The organism is Vibrio sp. CB1-5 (assembly GCF_059412285.1).
Genome location: NZ_JBJHPB010000002.1, coordinates 59,365 through 76,638 on the forward strand (window position 1 = coordinate 59,365; position 17,274 = coordinate 76,638).

Sequence of the window (17,274 nt, forward strand, 5' to 3'; positions counted from 1 at the left end):
TTAAAAAAATAAAAAAGCCCTCAAAAAATTTTGAGGGCTTTTTTGGAGTAAAAACTCAGACTAAGAGTAATTACAGACCAGCAAACTCACGCAGGATTGCTGCTTTGTCTGTCGCTTCCCAAGGGAATTCTTCGCGACCGAAGTGGCCGTATGCTGCTGTCTTCTTGTAGATTGGCTGAAGCAGGTTTAGCATCTCTTGTAGACCGTATGGACGTAGGTCGAAGTTTTGACGAACTGCTTCTACGATGATGTCGTGAGAAACTTTTTCAGTACCAAATGTCTCAACCATGATAGACGTTGGATCAGCAACACCGATGGCGTAAGACAGTTGGATCTCACAACGGTCAGCCATACCAGCCGCTACGATGTTCTTCGCTACATAACGTGCTGCGTATGCTGCAGAACGGTCAACTTTTGATGGATCTTTTCCAGAGAATGCACCACCACCGTGACGAGCTGCGCCGCCGTAGGTATCAACGATGATCTTACGACCCGTTAGACCACAGTCACCCATAGGACCGCCGATTACGAAACGACCGGTTGGGTTGATGAAGAAGTTGGTTTCTTTGTTGATCCACTCAGATGGAAGTACTGGCTTGATGATCTCTTCCATTACTGCTTCACGCAGATCAGGAGTAGAGATGGTATCACAGTGCTGAGTTGAAAGAACAACCGCATCGATACCCACGATCTTACCTTGGTCGTATTGGAACGTAACCTGAGACTTAGCGTCTGGACGTAGCCAAGGTAGAGTGCCGTTCTTACGCACTTCCGCTTGCTTTTGAACAAGACGGTGAGAGTATGTGATAGGTGCTGGCATTAGGATGTCAGTTTCGTTTGTTGCGTAACCGAACATGATGCCTTGGTCGCCCGCGCCTTGCTCTTTAGGATCCGCTTTATCAACACCTTGGTTGATATCTGGAGACTGTTTACCGATGGTGTTTAGAACGGCACAAGAATCCGCATCAAAACCCATGTCAGAGTGAACGTAGCCGATTTCGCGAACGGTTTCACGAGTTAGCTCTTCGATGTCTACCCATGCTGAAGTGGTGATCTCACCACCCACCATCACCATGCCAGTCTTAACGTAAGTTTCGCAAGCTACACGAGCTTTTGGATCTTGCTCCAAGATTGCATCAAGTACCGCGTCAGAAATCTGGTCCGCGATTTTATCTGGATGGCCTTCTGATACTGACTCAGAAGTAAATAGGTGCTTAGCCATGAGAGCTCCAATTTAAGTTTTAAGCAAGTGCTAGCACACTCACTTGTAATAAAATCAATGATATATTGTAGGTGTATCTACATCTAGACGTCTATTCTAGTCATCAATGTTCGATTAGCAAGCGATTTTTGCTTTTAACATATAGCCAAACGTTTGCCTGATTGGATTGATGCGATCCACTTATAATCGTCATTATTCGGCGAAAATGCTAAAAAATGGCGGTAAATCGTTTGCAGAGACTATATCGCTTTGCGACAATAGCGACCGCTGATTATTCAATCAGTCTATGAAAAACTTGGAATTCGCTTAATGCACTCAGGAGCCTACATGTCTTCTCGTAAACAACTCGCTAATGCAATCCGCGCGCTAAGCATGGATGGTGTTCAACAAGCTAACTCAGGTCACCCAGGTGCACCTATGGGTATGGCAGATATCGCTGAAGTTCTTTGGCGCTCTCACCTAAATCACAACCCATCAAACCCAGAGTGGGCTGATCGCGACCGTTTCGTTCTTTCTAACGGTCACGGCTCTATGCTGATTTACTCTCTGCTTCACCTAAGTGGTTACGAGCTATCTATTGACGATTTGAAAAACTTCCGTCAATTGCACTCAAAAACACCAGGCCACCCAGAGTATGGTTATGCTCCTGGTATCGAGACGACGACTGGCCCTCTAGGTCAAGGCATCACCAACGCAGTAGGTATGGCGATTGCTGAGAAATCTCTAGCAGCGCAATTCAACAAAGAAGGCCACGACATCGTTGACCACTTCACTTATGTGTTCATGGGTGATGGCTGTCTGATGGAAGGTATCTCTCACGAAGCGTGTTCTCTAGCGGGTACGCTAGGTCTTGGTAAGCTGATTGCTTTCTGGGATGACAACGGCATCTCTATCGACGGTGAAGTTGACGGTTGGTTCTCTGACGATACGCCTAAGCGTTTCGAAGCTTACGGCTGGCATGTCATCCCAGCAGTAGACGGCCACGATGCAGACGCAATCAACGCAGCGATTGAAGCGGCAAAAGCGGATCCACGTCCAACGCTAATTTGTACTAAAACCATCATCGGTTTTGGTTCTCCAAACAAAGCAGGCTCTCACGATTGTCACGGTGCACCACTAGGTCACGACGAAATTGCAGCAGCACGTGAATTCCTAGGTTGGGAACACGGTCCATTTGAAATCCCTGCTGACATCAAAGCAGAGTGGGATGCAAACGAAGCGGGTAGCGCCAAAGAAGCAGCTTGGAACGAGAAGCTAGCAGCTTATGAAGCGGCTTACCCAGAGCTTGCGGCTGAATTTAAACGCCGTGTGAACGGTGAGCTTCCTGCTCAGTGGGAGCAAGAAGCAAGCAAGATCATTGCTGACCTTCAAGCGAACCCAGCAAACATTGCATCACGTAAAGCGTCTCAAAACGCGCTAGAAGCGTTCGGTAAGATGCTTCCTGAGTTCATGGGCGGCTCTGCTGACCTAGCGCCATCAAACCTAACTATGTGGTCTGGCTCTCAGTCGCTAACGGCTGACGATGCGTCTGGTAACTACATCCACTACGGTGTACGTGAATTCGGTATGACGGCGATCATCAACGGTATCGCTCTTCACGGTGGTTTCGTACCTTACGGTGCAACATTCCTGATGTTCATGGAATACGCTCGTAACGCAATGCGCATGGCTGCACTAATGAAAGTGCAAAACATCCAAGTTTACACTCACGACTCTATCGGTCTGGGTGAAGATGGTCCAACGCACCAACCGGTTGAGCAAATCGCATCACTACGCGTAACGCCAAACATGAGCACATGGCGCCCATGTGACCAGGTTGAGTCTGCAGTGGCTTGGAAATACGCGATTGAGCGTAAAGACGGTCCAACATCGCTTATCTTCTCTCGTCAAAACCTAACGCAGCAAGATCGTGACGCCGAGCAGCTAGCAAACGTTGCTAAAGGTGGTTACATCTTGAAAGATTGCGAAGGCACGCCTGAGCTGATCCTTATCGCGACAGGTTCTGAGGTTGAGCTAGCAACAAACGCTTACGCTGAACTGACAGCTGAGGGCAAGAAAGTGCGCGTTGTATCTCTTCCTTCAACTGACGTATTTGACGCGCAAGATGAATCATACCGTGAAGCGGTTCTTCCAGCTGCAGTGACAAAGCGTATCGCTGTTGAAGCCGGCATTGCGGATTACTGGTACAAGTATGTTGGCTTCGGTGGCAAGATCATCGGTATGACAACCTTTGGTGAGTCTGCACCTGCAGGTGAGCTATTCAAGATGTTTGGTTTCACGACTGAAAATGTTGTGAACACAGCAAAAGAGTTGCTTGCATAAGCCTCTTTATTCTTGAAATGAAAAACCGAGCTTAGTCGCTCGGTTTTTTTATAGCTATTCAAACTCTTTGCCCTTGTTATCAAGCGTTCGCTTGCCACAAACCTGACAAGTCACATAGCGGTCCATATCGTAATAATGTCCACCATTAATAAAGGTATGGGCCATCAATTTCACTCTTGCCATCAAGGATGGGTCAGTGTCGTAGCTGCTAGGTTTGCGTACCAACACTTCTTTGTGAGCGGTCGGTTTTGCGCAAGATTGGCAGTACATTGAGTTTGTCATAGGGAACACCTCCTGTGCTGTAAAAACGGGGTCGTTAGAAGGCACAAGAACAGGTTCCTCGCTCAAGTGTAACAAGTCTATCCAGAGGAATTGGGAGAGCTTAAGAGAGGTGGATCGCAACTATTGGTGAGAAATGACGCAATCAATTTGTCATTCACGTAATGCTAAATGACGGTTGATCGGTTACCATGCAAGCCCTTATCACGTGAACAAAAAGGCGTAATGCGATGCTAAGAGTGGCAATTAATGGCTTTGGACGCATTGGACGAAATGTATTAAGAGCGTTGTACGAAAGCGAGAAGAACGACCAAATTAAAGTCGTCGCCGTGAACGAACTCGCGCAACCCGAAGCGATGGCTCACTTGCTTCAATACGATACCAGTCATGGTCGTTTTGAAAAAAAGGTTACCCACGACCAAGAGCATCTCTATCTTACTCATAAAGATGGTCAGTTCGACACCATTCGTATTCTGCACCTTGAAGACATCAGCCTACTACCGTGGAAGAACCTAGAGGTAGATATCGTCTTGGACTGCACTGGGGTGTTTGGCAGTCGTGCTGATGGTATGAAGCATATCGAGGCTGGTGCGAAGAAAGTGCTGTTTTCTCACCCAGGCAGTAATGATCTTGATAACACTATTATCTATGGGGTTAACCACCACACGCTTACCAAAGATCAACATATCGTCTCTAATGGATCTTGTACCACCAATTGTATCGTACCGATTATTCAAGCCTTAGATGAAGCGTTTGGTATCGACTCGGGGACCATCACCAGTATCCACTCCTCGATGAACGACCAGCAGGTAATCGATGCTTATCATGGCGATCTGCGTCGTACTCGCTCTGCCAGTCTATCCATCATTCCTGTTGATACGAAGCTTCATAAAGGCATCGAACGTATCTTTCCGAAATTTTCTAACAAATTTGAAGCAATTTCTGTAAGAGTGCCAACAATTAACGTCACCGCTATGGATCTAAGTGTAACTATAAATACGAATGTGAAAGTTAATGACGTAAATCAAGTCATTATTAATGCTTCTCGGTGTACATTAGACGGCATTGTTGACTATACTGAAGCACCGCTGGTTTCCGTGGACTTTAACCACGACCCACACAGCGCGATTGTTGACGGGACACAGACTCGAGTGAGTGATGGTCGTCTGGTCAAAATGCTGGTGTGGTGTGACAACGAGTGGGGTTTTGCTAATCGTATGTTAGACACTGCGTTAGCAATGCAAGCGTCTCAGTAGTATCAAGGGCGCATTGGGGGAAAATATTAATTTCGAAGCTTGAATTTAATATTCATGAGCCCAATATAAGTAAGCAGTTGATGAATTCTAAAACTTGGCATGAAGCCGGGTTTCAAAAACTTTATTTATTTTTTAGTTGAGAGGACTAAACATGTCTGTAATCAAGATGACTGACCTGGATCTAGCAGGTAAACGCGTATTTATCCGTGCTGATCTGAACGTACCAGTAAAAGACGGTAAAGTAACATCTGACGCTCGTATCCTTGCGTCTCTACCAACCATCAAGCACTGCCTAGAAGCTGGCGCTAAAGTTATGGTTACGTCTCACCTAGGTCGTCCTACTGAAGGCGAGTACGCAGAAGAGTTCTCTCTACAACCTGTTGTTAACTACCTAAACGACGCTCTTGAGTGTGAAGTTAAGCTTGCTAAAGATTACCTAGACGGTCTTGAGCTAAATACAGGTGAGCTTGTTGTTCTTGAAAACGTTCGCTTTAACAAAGGCGAGAAGAAGAACGAAGAAGAGCTATCTAAGAAATACGCAGCACTATGTGACATCTTCGTAATGGATGCATTCGGTACTGCGCACCGTGCACAAGCGTCTACTCACGGCGTTGGCATGAACGCACCTGTAGCGTGTGCTGGCCCTCTACTAGCTAACGAACTAGACGCACTAGGCAAAGCAATGGACAAGCCTGCTCGTCCAATGGTTGCTATCGTTGGTGGTTCTAAAGTATCTACTAAGCTTACTGTTCTTGAGTCGCTATCTAAAATCGCTGATCAACTTGTTGTTGGTGGTGGTATTGCGAACACGTTCATCGCAGCAGCGGGTCACAACGTAGGTAAGTCTCTATACGAAGCTGACCTAGTAGGCACAGCCAAGAAGCTAATGGATGAGTGTGCAATTCCAGTTGCTACTGATGTTGCTTGTGCAAAAGCATTCGACGAGAACGCAGAAGCTGAAATCAAGCACGTATCTGAAGTTCAAGACGACGACATGATTTTCGATCTAGGTCCAGACTCAACTGCTGAACTAGCGAAAATCCTGAAAGATGCTAAAACTATCCTATGGAACGGCCCTGTTGGCGTATTCGAATTCAAGAACTTCGAAGCGGGCACAGAAGGCATTTCTAAAGCGATCGCTGAATCTGAAGGTTTCTCTGTAGCAGGTGGTGGTGACACGCTAGCAGCTATCGACAAGTTCGGTATCAAAGCTGACGTTTCTTACATCTCTACAGGTGGCGGTGCATTCCTTGAGTTTGTTGAAGGTAAAGTACTACCAGCAGTAGCAATGCTTGAAGAGCGTGCTAAAGCATAATTATCTTTTTATAAAGCGGGCTAATGAGTCCGCTTTTATCTATGCTGCAATGGCTGGTTAACTTTGATACAATGCCGCCCATTGTGAGCAAACGATTGCCAATTTTTATTTAAAACGACAGAAAATAGGACTTATTCCATGTCTAAGATCTTCGACTTCGTAAAACCAGGTGTTATCTCTGGCGATGACGTTCAGAAAGTATTTGAAGTTGCTAAAGAGAACAACTTCGCTCTTCCTGCAGTTAACGTAGTTAACACTGACTCTATCAACGGTGTTCTTGAAGCTGCAGCTAAAGTTAAAGCTCCAGTTGTAGTTCAGTTCTCTAACGGCGGTGCTGGCTTCTTCGCTGGTAAAGGCGTTAAGCTTGAAGGTCAAGGCGCACAAATCCTAGGTGCAGTTGCTGGTGCGAAATACGTACACGCAGTAGCTGAGTCTTACGGTGTTCCAGTGATTCTTCACACTGACCACGCTGCTAAGAAACTTCTACCATGGATCGACGGTCTTCTAGATGCTGGTGAAGAGTTCTTCGCTCAAACTGGTAAGCCTCTATTCTCTTCTCACATGATCGACCTTTCTGAAGAGTCTCTAGAAGAGAATATCGAAATCTCTGCTAAGTACCTAGAGCGCATGGCTAAAATGGGCATGACTCTTGAGATCGAACTAGGTTGTACTGGTGGTGAAGAAGACGGCGTAGATAACTCTCACATGGACGCATCTGAGCTTTACACTTCTCCAGAAGACGTAGCTTACGCTTACGAGAAACTAAACGCTGTTAGCCCACGTTTCACTATCGCTGCTTCTTTCGGTAACGTACACGGTGTTTACAAGCCAGGTAACGTTGTTCTAACTCCAACTATCCTACGTGACTCTCAAGCATACTGTGCAGAGAAGTTCGGTATCGCACCTAACGCTCTAAACTTCGTATTCCACGGTGGTTCTGGTTCTACTGAAGCAGAAATCCAAGAGTCTATCGGCTACGGTGTTATCAAAATGAACATCGATACTGATACACAGTGGGCAACTTGGGACGGTATCCGTTCTTACGAAGCTGAGAACCACGATTACCTACAAGGTCAAATCGGTAACCCAACTGGCGAAGACGCTCCAAACAAGAAGTACTACGATCCACGCGTATGGCTACGTGCAGGTCAATCTTCAATGGTTGCTCGTCTAGAGAAAGCTTTTGCTGACCTAAACGCTATCGACGTACTATAAGATTAAATCGCATAAGATTTAACTGATAGTAAGATGAAAAAAGTCGCTCTTTGGAGCGACTTTTTTTATGCCTGATGGAAAATAACGTGATGTGATTAAAAAAACTGGCACAACTGCTCTTGATTGCGTAACCTTTTGTTATGTTTTGTGTATTGGCATTTATTGCTGGTATGCTTTAAGCGATTTTGCGCGCCTTTGCTAATAAGTCAGTGGTATTAGCTAAGACTCGCTTTGTTCATCATTATCATAGAGGTAAACAATATGGCCAATGAGTCTATTGATATTGAAACTCCCCTTGTAGATAGCCTGTCACATGCTGAAAAATGGTTAACTAACAACTCCGATCTACTGGTTCAGTATGGTGTGAACATCATCTCTGCACTGCTTATCCTATTTATTGGTAATATCATAGTTAAAGCGATTGCCGGCAGCGTAGCCAAGCTTCTACACAAGAAGAAGATGGATAAGGCCGTAGTCGAGTTTATCCATGGCATCGTACGCTACACCCTATTTGTTATCGTACTCATTGCGGCATTAAGTCGCATCGGTGTACAAACCGCATCAGTGGTAGCGGTAATCGGTGCTGCAGGTTTAGCTATTGGTCTGGCTCTTCAAGGTTCACTTTCTAACTTTGCAGCTGGTGTGCTTATTGTTGGTTTCCGTCCGTTCAAGTCTGGTGACTACGTGGAAATTGGAGGCGTTGCTGGTTCTGTTGATGCTATTCAGATCTTCCAAACTATTCTAACAACGCCAGACAACAAAATGGTTGTGGTGCCAAACGCATCCGTGATTGGTTCTCCAATCACCAACTATTCGCGTCACGCTACTCGTCGTATCGACCATGTGATTGGCGTTTCTTACGGAGCGGATTTGAAGAAGACGCAAGAAGTGATTCGTAAAACGCTTGAGGCGGATGAACGTATTCTTAAAGATCCAGGTATTACCGTGGGTGTCGTTGCACTTGCTGACTCTTCAGTGAACTTTGTGGTTCGTCCATGGGTTCGTACTGAGCAGTACTGGGATGTGTACTTTGATACGCTACAAGCGATCAAAGAAGCGCTCGATGCAGAAGGTATTGAAATTCCATTTCCACAAATGGATGTGCATTTAAATAAAGTGGACTGATCGCTCAGGCGTTAACAGCAGATGTAAAAAAGGAGAAGCTAGGCTGCTTCTCCTTTTTCTATTTCAATGACTTGATTTGGAATGTTTTCCAGCACTCGTTTGAGAGCATTACCATCAATGCCAAATGTCCACTCAGGCTTACCTGGTGTATACAGGATCTCTTCGGCATCAAACAAACGGCTATCGACAACGATGGTGATGTCATCTGGGAGTCCTATCGGGCATACCGCCCCCGGTACACAACCTATCTGCTCAATCATTTCTTCATTACTGCAGATAGAGGTGCGTTTGCCGAGGGCTTGTTTTAGCTGCGCTTTGTCCAATCTTGAATCTTTATCGGTTAAGAACAGAGCAAACCCTCCGCCCTTCTTTTTCAAGAATAGGCTCTTGCTGTGCAGCCCTGTCCAGCCAAGCTCTTTTGCTATGCGAACGTCGGTTTCAAAGTCCAGAATAGGCTCATGTTGCCATTTCGAAAAGGAGACCGATAAGGTCTCTAGTAACGTAAGGTTAGCAAGATAGATGCTTTCTGTTCTATCCATTCAGGTTTACTCCATTAACCCTTTGGTAAGTAGTAGAGCAATAGTAAACATCATGGCCGCTACCGCCAAGTCGATACCTTTCTTAACCTTTGGTTTTGATAGTGTTGGACCAAGTTTTGCTGCGCCCATAGAGAGCGAATAGAACCAAACGAAGGAAGCCAGTACAGTGCCGATAGCAAAGGCAATTCGGTCATTACCTTCAAACTGGCCGCCAATCGAGCCGAGAATCACCACAGTATCTAGGTACAAGTGCGGGTTTAGTACGGTGACCGCAAGGGCACCTAAAACCACAGTACGTCTTCCGCGCGCCAGGACTTCACCTGATGACTCTTTTGCTGCGGGAGTTTTAAATGCACTACGCAGAGAGAGCAAACCATAACCAGTCAGAAAAGCGATACCACCTAGAGTCACTGCTGTTAGTAGTAGTTCGTTTTGCGACAATATCGCACCGCCACCAAAGATACCTAGTGAAATGAACGTCATGTCTAGTAGGCTACATACGGTCGCCGTTGTTAGGTGATGATTACGCTTAATACCCTGATTTAATACATAAGCGTTCTGAGCGCCAATTGGGATAATCATTGTCGCGCCCAATCCGAAACCTTGAAGAAGCACCCAAAAATTCACTTTAATTTCCTCACCACTACATAAAAGAGAGCGAGAGAATAGCGATTCGATTATGATTAGGATAGTTAATAATATTAATGAGAAATAAGCTTAGCTAATGACTGTTTTGAGAGGTTAAAAGATGCGCGGATTAGACTATAAATGGATAGAGGCACTGGATGCGATTGTTGAGCAAAAAAGCTTCGATAAAGCAGCGGAGCACTTGTATATCTCTCAATCTGCCGTATCTCAGCGCGTGAAGCAACTGGAAAAATGGTTGGCGCAACCGGTATTGGTTCGTGAACAGCCACCCCGTCCAACTGCAGTGGGGAAAAAGTTGCTTGGGCTATATCGTCGTGTGCGTTTGCTAGAACAAGAGCTGGTGCCAGAGCTTGCTGCCGACCTTGGCGATAAGCCGTTATCGGTTTCTCTCGCGACGAACGCAGATAGCCTAGCGACTTGGCTGTTGCCGAGTTTGTTTCCACTGTTGGAATCTAAGCGCGTTGAGCTTGATCTTATTGTTGATGATGAAGGCCGAACCATAGAAAAGCTGAAAAATGGAGAAGTAGTCGGCGCAATCAGCCTAGAGCCACAATCGATTCCTGGCTGTGTCGCTGATTACTTAGGACGCGTAGACTATCTTTGTGTGGCGAGCCCAAGTTTTATCAAACGATACTTCGGCCAAGGGGTGAACCGGGAAACCTTGATGAAAGCGCCAGCCGTTGCCTATGACCAACACGATAAGATGCATCAGAAGTTTGTGAATCAACACTTCAATATTATGCGCGGCAACATACTCAAACACACGGTACGAAGCTCAGAAGCGTTTGTGAAGCTAGCTGTCGCAGGTGTGGCTTACTGCCTTATTCCTAAGCTGCAAATCCAAGATGAACTCGAGTCCGGCGCCTTGATTGAATTGACACCCAATATATTGCTATCACACCAAATCTACTGGCATCACTGGCAGCTAGAAAGCGGTGTGCTGAGTGAAGTGTCGGATGCCATTATTGGCCACGCTAGGCAGTTCTTGCCTCAGTAGTAACAGGCTATGTTTGGTCAATGTTCTGTCAGCTTTAGGATGTTTGGGAACCTATAGCCCAAACCTATGCCTAATATTGAGTATAAGACAATAAGACGAGGAGTCTTCATGAAACAGTCATTAGTTGTTGGTAGTTTGGTCCTCAGTCTCTTTGCGGCACCAGTGTTTGCGAGTCAGCCGGAGTTTGCCCACATTTCTACAACTGGCTATGGTGAAATCCAAGTCAAGCCAGATATGGCTGAGTTTTCAGTTCGTGTGGTTCAGTCTCAGATGGATGCTGATCAAGCCAAACAAGGAGTGGATACTGTCGTCGACAAATTTCTTGCTGGCTTAACCAAGAATGGTATCGATAAAGCGGACATCCAAAGCTCAAATCTTTACCTGTCCCCTCAGTATCATTATCCAGAAAAAGGCAAGCCAGAGCTGATTGGCTATCGAGCTTCGCGTACGGTGACCGTTCAAGTGATGGATCTCGACAAGCTTAATAACTACTTAGACCTTGCCTTAGAGTCCGGGATTAATCAGGTCGATAACATTCAACTGAAAGTGAAAGACAAAGGGCAGTATCAAGAAGCGGCTCGTATAGCGGCGATAAAAGATGCGCAAAGCAAAGCGTCTTCATTGGCGAAAGGCTTTGAGCAGCAGCTTGGTAATGTGTGGCGTATTGAGTACTGTCAGCAGATGAATCAGCCTGTGGTGATGCGCGCGATGGCGATGGATAGTAAGGCGGAGTCGAATAGTTATCAGGATTCGGTGATTACGATTCGTGATAGGGTGGATGTGACTTATCGTATCGGCAACTAACAAAACACCCTGCATCCGCAGGGTGTTTTACTATTAATGGGATAGCTGATTAGTGAAGAATACGCGCTCGCAATGTCCCTTCAATCTGCTTTAACTTCGCCAACGCTTCTTCCGAACGCGCAGTCTCAACATCAATTACTACATAACCGATATCGGCAGACGTCTGTAGGTACTGACCTGCAATGTTAATCCCTTCCTCTGCAAAAATCGTGTTGATTTGCGTTAGGATGCCAGGGCGGTTTTGGTGAATGTGCAGTAGACGCGAACAGTCTGTGTGCTCTGGCAGTGATACTTCTGGGAAGTTCACGCTTGATAGCGTTGAGCCGTTATCTGAATATTTCGCTAGCTTGCCAGCAACCTCAACACCAATGTTCTCTTGTGCTTCTTGAGTAGAACCACCAACGTGCGGAGTAAGGATCACGTTGTCGAACTTCAATAGCGGTGACTCAAACGGGTCTGCATTGGTTTTTGGCTCTTCTGGGAACACGTCAATCGCTGCACCTGCCAGGTGACCGCCTTCAAGGGCGTCACAAAGGGCAGGGATATCAACCACAGTGCCACGCGCCGCGTTGATAAAGATTGAGCCTGGCTTCATACGCTCGAACTCTGCCGCACCCATCATGTTCTTGGTTCCAGGAGTTTCTGGAACGTGCAGTGAGATAACATCACACTTATTCAATAGCTCAGTCATGGTGTGCACTTGTGTCGCATTACCAAGAGACAGCTTGTTCTCGATATCGTAGAAGTAGACACGCATACCCAAGTTCTCTGCAATGATACCCAACTGAGTACCAATGTGACCGTAACCGATAATACCAAGGCGTTTACCACGAGCTTCATAAGAGTTGTCCGCACTCTTCTTCCAAATGCCACGGTGAGCGAGAGCATTCTTCTCTGGAATGCCACGAAGTAGCAATAGGATTTGACCAAGGACTAGCTCAGCCACACTTCGCGTGTTTGAGAATGGTGCGTTGAAGACAGGTACACCGCGCTTAGCCGCAGCTTCAAGGTTAACTTGGTTAGTACCGATACAGAAACAGCCAATCGCCACAAGTTTCTCTGCCGCATTGATCACCTTGTCTGTCAGGTTAGTGCGGGAGCGAATACCGATAAAGTGAACGTCTTTTACCGCTTCCATTAACTCGTCTTCAGGTAGCGAGCCTTTGTGGTAAGTGATATTGGTGTAACCGGCAGCTTGAAGAACCTCTACAGAAGATGGATGCAAACCTTCCAGCAGAAGAATCTTAATCTTGTCTTTTTCCAGTGAAACTTTGGCCATTGAACTCATCCTTAACATGGGAAATTTGGGCTAAATTGGCGCACATTTGACAGTGAGAATATCAGGGAGGGAGCTTCCAACTGCTTGAGGCAAACGTTTTCCTTGTGCGTCTTGTGACCAATAAAGTAACAAAAAAGTTTAACGATGGGTAAGAAAATTACGGAATAAGGCATAATTTTCTTATAGGAAAACGAAAAAACGGCACTAAGTGTGCCGTTTGTAGTCAAATGACGTAATCGCGTTCAATATATCGGCCAGTTATAAGGCCAGTGATAGCGTGAACGCGCGTGTCATTAATCTTCGATTTTTGCGCCTTCTGGCGTACCAGTGATGATCACATCGGCACCGCGGTGCGCGAATAGACCCACTGTCACAACACCCGCTAGACCGTTGATGCTGTCTTCCATCGCTTTTGGATCGGTGATTTGCATGCCGTACACGTCTAGGATCACGTTGCCGTTGTCGGTCACAACACCTTCACGGTACACAGGGTCACCGCCAAGCTTTACCAGTTCACGTGCTACGTATGAACGTGCCATTGGGATAACTTCTACAGGAAGTGGGAACTTACCCAGTACGTCGACTGCTTTGGTGCCATCAACGATACACACAAATTTGTCCGAGATAGCGGCTACGATCTTCTCACGAGTCAATGCAGCACCGCCGCCCTTGATCATGTCACGAGCTGCGTTGATTTCATCTGCGCCGTCAACGTAAACATCAAGCGCTGCTACATCGTTACAGTCGAATACTTCGATGCCAAGTGCTTCTAGCTTCTCAGTGGAAGCAACAGAGCTTGAAACGGCACCTTTGATGTCTTCCTTGATTGTGCCTAGCGCATCAATAAAGTGGTTAACAGTAGAGCCGGTACCTACACCAACAATGCTGCCTTTCTCAACATACTTAAGTGCTGCCCAACCAGCGGCTTTCTTCATCTCGTCTTGAGTCATGGTGAAATCCCAATGTTTAGAATTAAGGTCAAAATGCGGGCGAATTATATATCAAAAACCGCAAAAAATGACGGTTAAGTTGGCGAAATGAAGAAAAACAGCAAAAAACAGCAATCGATTGCTCTTTTCGAGACTGTTTTTACCAGCGCCAGATTTTGCTTGGCGTCATGATGGTACTAAGCGGAATATCCCATGATTCAATTGGTAGTCGATCGACTTGCTGACAATCGTGAGCCAGCCCAATGGCTTTTGGAGCCGTCTGATTAGTGGCAAACGGTGCTAGGGTTCGATCATAGTAGCCGCCACCCATTCCGAGGCGTTGGCCATCTTCATCGAAAGCAACCAGCGGAGTAAAGATGATATCCAGATCCGCGACAGGGCATATCGTCTGCGTATCAAGCTTTGGTTCAAGGATCTTATATTGATTGTGTTCCAGAGGAGTGGTGTGTGAGTAGCGCAAGAACAAGAGGTGGCCTTTGGAAAAAGGATGGATAACCGGAAGGTAGGTCTCTATTCCTTGTTGCCAACACCACTCAATCAGAGGCTGAGTATCCAGTTCGCCATCGGTGGCCAGGTACAGCGCAACTTTTTGGCCAGAACGGAGCTCGGGTAGTTGCTTAGCACGTTCGACCAAATTAAGGGCGTAATGAGATTGCTGTTCTGAACAGATAGATTGGCGGCGGCCTCGAATCAAGGTTCGAATTTGCTGCCTAGTCAATGGTGACATTAGGAATACCCCAGAGTGCCGTTGAGGATTGTGGCCCTTGAACCAGCTGGTTCAAGGCGGATCAGCAATGACAACCGTAGGCTTCTCGATACGAGCCGAGCTTGCTCAATAGCTATCAAATACTAACCCTTTGGTATTGCTTATCGGCTCAGGGACTTAAATCCACTGACGCACACCCCAGGGTAAAATTAGGCTGGCTGTCCTTGCTTTACTTTGCTGATGGCATCCTCAAGTGATGCCGCGAGCTGCTCCATGCGCTCGTTCATTTCAGTCACTTCTTGAAGTGACTCATTACTGCGGTTGTTAAGCTCATACGACATGTTAAGCGCCGCAATAGTAAGCAGTTTTAACTCGTTGGTTACTTTAGTCCTTTCGGACATCTCTTGCAATCGGTTATCTAAGTCTTTCGCTGCTTGAACAAGGGTATCTTTCTGATCTGCAGGACAATTTACCCGCGTCAGTTTACCCAAAATTTCCACTTCGACAGCTTGATTTTCCATAATGACAAGAACTCTTTTAAGTATCACCAATAGCGGCAATGTTGAGGGGGAAACTATAGGTAAAGCCACATTAAGATTCAAGCTTTTCTGGTGACTCCGTGCCAAATGCGTGGCTAATCACACACGAAATCGACAATTCGCACAAAAGCTATTCAGAAACGAGTGGGACACCATTTCCGCCATGAGTGGGAAGTGGTAGCATTGCATATCCAATTCGAATAAAAGCGGCGCTACTGGTGACCCAGTTGGCTGCCCTACAGGACAACGAGAATCGTTATGAGTGAATCAACACTACCCGATTACATTGCGGTAGCGACAGAGCTACAACAAGCCGGCCTTGCCGTTTCCCCTGCTGAACTGCATGGCCTATTGGTTGGCATGTTAAGTGGCGGTTTAGGTTTGAAAGATGACAGCTGGCAACCTCTGTTGTTTGACTACACCAATGATGGGCTAGGTTGGCCTCAATCTCTGGTAACTCGTTCAAAAGCGCTGTTAGAGTTGTCAATCAAAGAACTGACGGCAGAGCAAAGCTTTGAGCTTGCTTTGTTTGTTCCTGGCGAGGGTGTAGATGCTAGCTTGTTAGAGCAGGCAGATGGCCTCAGTGAGTGGGTGAACCACTTTATCTCGGGACTCGGACTCATTAACGCGCCTCTGGCGAAAGCGTCGGCCGATACCAAAGAAGTGCTGGGTGACTTGGAAGAAATTGCCAGACTGGGCATCGATGAAGATGACGATCTGGAAGAGCAAGCGCAATTGCTAGAGCAGGTTATCGAACACGTTAAAGCTTGTGTATTGACTATTCACGCTGAGTTTGGCGTAAAACCAAGTAAAGCGGCTGAATCACCGACGATTCACTGATCTAGGTGCGGGTCAGGTTGGCGAACAAGGAGAAAGTCTGTGCCCAAAAAGTATGATGTTGTTATTGCTGGTGGAGCAATGGCGGGAGCGACGCTCGCTATGGCCTTGGACACCAGCTTTGATCATGCGCTCAACATAGCGGTTGTCGAGTCGTTTGCACAAGACAATGCGGCTCACCCTGGGTTTGATGCCCGGTCTATTGCTTTGTCACATGGCACTGTCGAGATCCTGAAAGGTTACGGCTTGTGGCATGTGATTGAGGATCATGCGACCCCCATCACTCACATTCATGTATCAGACCGTGGCCATGCGGGCATGACAGACTTTTATGCTGATAAAGAAGGTCTTGATGCGATGGGGTACGTGGTTGAGCTTGCCGAGATAGGTAGGCGGTTTAACGACGAACTTGCTAAGCGCGAATACATTGACCTGTTCTGTCCTTACTCTGTTAGTGAGGTCGTACAGCATCAACAAGCCGTCACCCTTGACATTCAATCCCCTCAAGATGAAACCTTGCAGCTAGAGGCGAAATTAGTCGTCGCAGCGGATGGGGCGGATTCAGCTATTTGTCAGTCGGTTGGGCTAGAACAGCATATCCAAGATTTTGAGCAAGTGGCCGTTATCGCCAATGTGCTAACTGGTGAAGCGCCAAACGGTAGAGCGTTTGAGCGATTTACCGAGCATGGCCCGCTTGCGTTGCTGCCTATGTCACAATCGCGAAGCTCGCTCGTTTGGTGCTTGCCACCAGAGCAGGCGAAGTCGGTACAAGCGTTGCCTGACCATGAGTTTTTAGATGAGCTTCAAGAAGCGTTTGGTTGGCGACTGGGGCGTTTTGCTCGTGTCGGTTCGGTTGTTAGCTACCCGCTTTTGTTGAGATACAGACCACAAATCGTTGCTCATCGCGTTGCGGCGGTGGGGAACGCGGCGCAGACGCTGCACCCGATCGCCGGGCAAGGATTCAACTTGGGCATTCGCGATATTGCGACACTAGTAGATTCGCTGCTTGAAAACCGAAAAGATGTGGGCGAGTACGCTAATCTAGCTAAGTTTCAAGCGCAGCGTCAGACTGATCGAGAGCTCACGATAACCATGACGTCAGGTTTGGTGCGCGTATTTTCCAATGATTTATTAACGCTCAGGATGGCGCGAAATCTTGGATTGGCAATGATGGACAATTTCCCACGGCTGAAGACTCCTGTGTTTAATCGTGCTTTGGGTGTGGTGAATAGGTAATACGA

17 protein-coding genes and 1 other RNA gene are annotated in these 17,274 nt (G+C 46.7%); 9 read left to right on the top strand and 9 right to left on the bottom strand.

The genetic code is table 11. From position 1 onward, the window contains the following. Positions 1-70: 70 nt before the first annotated feature. Positions 71-1,222 carry a methionine adenosyltransferase gene (gene metK, locus ACJB0T_RS01810; RefSeq protein ID WP_479291574.1) on the bottom strand — a complete coding sequence of 384 codons (1,152 nt, stop codon included), beginning with the start codon at positions 1,220-1,222 and terminating at the stop codon, positions 71-73. A gap of 309 nt (positions 1,223-1,531) precedes the next feature. Here metK and tkt point away from each other — a divergent pair, with 309 nt between their 5' ends. Continuing rightward, entirely contained in the window at positions 1,532-3,544 is a 2,013-nt protein-coding gene (gene tkt, locus ACJB0T_RS01815; RefSeq protein ID WP_479291573.1) for a transketolase, read from the top strand. Between the two features lie 54 nt (positions 3,545-3,598). Here tkt and ACJB0T_RS01820 read toward each other — a convergent pair whose 3' ends face one another. Then, on the bottom strand, positions 3,599-3,826 hold the full coding sequence (locus ACJB0T_RS01820; protein WP_479291571.1) for a hypothetical protein: 228 nt from the start codon (positions 3,824-3,826) through the stop codon (positions 3,599-3,601). 227 nt (positions 3,827-4,053) lie between these two features. Between ACJB0T_RS01820 and epd the strand changes: the two genes are divergently transcribed. The 4 genes from epd to mscS all read left to right on the top strand — a co-directional run bounded on the left by epd (position 4,054) and on the right by mscS (position 8,734). Beyond that, positions 4,054-5,079, top strand: coding sequence for an erythrose-4-phosphate dehydrogenase (gene epd / locus ACJB0T_RS01825; protein ID WP_479291569.1), 1,026 nt, complete (start codon positions 4,054-4,056; stop codon positions 5,077-5,079). Positions 5,080-5,230: 151 nt separating this feature from the next. Continuing rightward, positions 5,231-6,394 (top strand): phosphoglycerate kinase, encoded by a 1,164-nt coding sequence (locus ACJB0T_RS01830; RefSeq protein WP_479291567.1) that lies wholly within the window; start codon positions 5,231-5,233, stop codon positions 6,392-6,394. A gap of 138 nt (positions 6,395-6,532) precedes the next feature. Further along, entirely contained in the window at positions 6,533-7,609 is a 1,077-nt protein-coding gene (gene fbaA / locus ACJB0T_RS01835; protein ID WP_479291566.1) for a class II fructose-bisphosphate aldolase, read from the top strand. A gap of 261 nt (positions 7,610-7,870) precedes the next feature. After that, entirely contained in the window at positions 7,871-8,734 is an 864-nt protein-coding gene (gene mscS, locus ACJB0T_RS01840; RefSeq protein WP_479291564.1) for a small-conductance mechanosensitive channel MscS, read from the top strand. A gap of 38 nt (positions 8,735-8,772) precedes the next feature. Here mscS and ACJB0T_RS01845 read toward each other — a convergent pair whose 3' ends face one another. Next, positions 8,773-9,273 (bottom strand): YbaK/EbsC family protein, encoded by a 501-nt coding sequence (locus tag ACJB0T_RS01845; RefSeq protein WP_479291562.1) that lies wholly within the window; start codon positions 9,271-9,273, stop codon positions 8,773-8,775. 6 nt (positions 9,274-9,279) lie between these two features. After that, positions 9,280-9,900 (bottom strand): LysE/ArgO family amino acid transporter, encoded by a 621-nt coding sequence (locus tag ACJB0T_RS01850; protein WP_353497164.1) that lies wholly within the window; start codon positions 9,898-9,900, stop codon positions 9,280-9,282. A 121-nt stretch (positions 9,901-10,021) separates the two neighbouring features. On the opposite strand from ACJB0T_RS01850, the gene ACJB0T_RS01855 reads away from it, so the two are divergent. Continuing rightward, a complete protein-coding gene (locus ACJB0T_RS01855) occupies positions 10,022-10,918 on the top strand; it encodes a LysR family transcriptional regulator ArgP (protein ID WP_479291560.1) in 897 nt (298 codons plus the stop codon). A 108-nt stretch (positions 10,919-11,026) separates the two neighbouring features. Next, entirely contained in the window at positions 11,027-11,722 is a 696-nt protein-coding gene (locus ACJB0T_RS01860; protein ID WP_479291558.1) for an oxidative stress defense protein, read from the top strand. A gap of 49 nt (positions 11,723-11,771) precedes the next feature. On the opposite strand, the gene serA is transcribed toward ACJB0T_RS01860, so the two are convergent. The 5 genes from serA to zapA form a co-directional block, all read right to left on the bottom strand. Further along, positions 11,772-13,001 carry a phosphoglycerate dehydrogenase gene (serA, locus tag ACJB0T_RS01865; RefSeq protein WP_479291556.1) on the bottom strand — a complete coding sequence of 410 codons (1,230 nt, stop codon included), beginning with the start codon at positions 12,999-13,001 and terminating at the stop codon, positions 11,772-11,774. 293 nt (positions 13,002-13,294) lie between these two features. Then, entirely contained in the window at positions 13,295-13,951 is a 657-nt protein-coding gene (gene rpiA / locus ACJB0T_RS01870) for a ribose-5-phosphate isomerase RpiA (protein WP_353497160.1), read from the bottom strand. A gap of 139 nt (positions 13,952-14,090) precedes the next feature. Further along, positions 14,091-14,678: a 5-formyltetrahydrofolate cyclo-ligase gene (locus ACJB0T_RS01875; RefSeq protein ID WP_479291554.1), complete on the bottom strand. Its 588-nt coding sequence runs from the start codon at positions 14,676-14,678 to the stop codon at positions 14,091-14,093. A 3-nt stretch (positions 14,679-14,681) separates the two neighbouring features. Continuing rightward, positions 14,682-14,865: non-coding RNA, 6S RNA (ssrS, locus tag ACJB0T_RS01880), on the bottom strand. Between the two features lies 1 nt (position 14,866). After that, positions 14,867-15,178 (bottom strand): cell division protein ZapA, encoded by a 312-nt coding sequence (gene zapA / locus ACJB0T_RS01885; protein ID WP_479291552.1) that lies wholly within the window; start codon positions 15,176-15,178, stop codon positions 14,867-14,869. 276 nt (positions 15,179-15,454) lie between these two features. On the opposite strand from zapA, the gene ACJB0T_RS01890 reads away from it, so the two are divergent. Together ACJB0T_RS01890 and ubiH are read left to right on the top strand one after the other, a co-directional pair. Then, entirely contained in the window at positions 15,455-16,036 is a 582-nt protein-coding gene (locus ACJB0T_RS01890; protein ID WP_479291551.1) for a YecA/YgfB family protein, read from the top strand. A 39-nt stretch (positions 16,037-16,075) separates the two neighbouring features. Next, positions 16,076-17,269 (top strand): 2-octaprenyl-6-methoxyphenyl hydroxylase, encoded by a 1,194-nt coding sequence (ubiH, locus tag ACJB0T_RS01895; RefSeq protein WP_479291549.1) that lies wholly within the window; start codon positions 16,076-16,078, stop codon positions 17,267-17,269. The last annotated feature ends 5 nt before the right edge of the window (positions 17,270-17,274 follow it).

Bases quoted from the DNA above. Each gene is read 5' to 3' on its own strand.
- metK (WP_479291574.1), bottom strand. From the start codon at position 1,222: ATGGCTAAGCACCTATTTACTTCTGAGTCAGTATCAGAAGGCCATCCA.
- tkt (WP_479291573.1), top strand. From the start codon at position 1,532: ATGCACTCAGGAGCCTACATGTCTTCTCGTAAACAACTCGCTAATGCA.
- ACJB0T_RS01820 (WP_479291571.1), bottom strand. From the start codon at position 3,826: ATGACAAACTCAATGTACTGCCAATCTTGCGCAAAACCGACCGCTCAC.
- epd (WP_479291569.1), top strand. From the start codon at position 4,054: ATGCTAAGAGTGGCAATTAATGGCTTTGGACGCATTGGACGAAATGTA.
- ACJB0T_RS01830 (WP_479291567.1), top strand. From the start codon at position 5,231: ATGTCTGTAATCAAGATGACTGACCTGGATCTAGCAGGTAAACGCGTA.
- fbaA (WP_479291566.1), top strand. From the start codon at position 6,533: ATGTCTAAGATCTTCGACTTCGTAAAACCAGGTGTTATCTCTGGCGAT.
- mscS (WP_479291564.1), top strand. From the start codon at position 7,871: ATGGCCAATGAGTCTATTGATATTGAAACTCCCCTTGTAGATAGCCTG.
- ACJB0T_RS01845 (WP_479291562.1), bottom strand. From the start codon at position 9,273: ATGGATAGAACAGAAAGCATCTATCTTGCTAACCTTACGTTACTAGAG.
- ACJB0T_RS01855 (WP_479291560.1), top strand. From the start codon at position 10,022: ATGCGCGGATTAGACTATAAATGGATAGAGGCACTGGATGCGATTGTT.
- ACJB0T_RS01860 (WP_479291558.1), top strand. From the start codon at position 11,027: ATGAAACAGTCATTAGTTGTTGGTAGTTTGGTCCTCAGTCTCTTTGCG.
- serA (WP_479291556.1), bottom strand. From the start codon at position 13,001: ATGGCCAAAGTTTCACTGGAAAAAGACAAGATTAAGATTCTTCTGCTG.
- rpiA (WP_353497160.1), bottom strand. From the start codon at position 13,951: ATGACTCAAGACGAGATGAAGAAAGCCGCTGGTTGGGCAGCACTTAAG.
- ACJB0T_RS01875 (WP_479291554.1), bottom strand. From the start codon at position 14,678: ATGTCACCATTGACTAGGCAGCAAATTCGAACCTTGATTCGAGGCCGC.
- zapA (WP_479291552.1), bottom strand. From the start codon at position 15,178: ATGGAAAATCAAGCTGTCGAAGTGGAAATTTTGGGTAAACTGACGCGG.
- ACJB0T_RS01890 (WP_479291551.1), top strand. From the start codon at position 15,455: ATGAGTGAATCAACACTACCCGATTACATTGCGGTAGCGACAGAGCTA.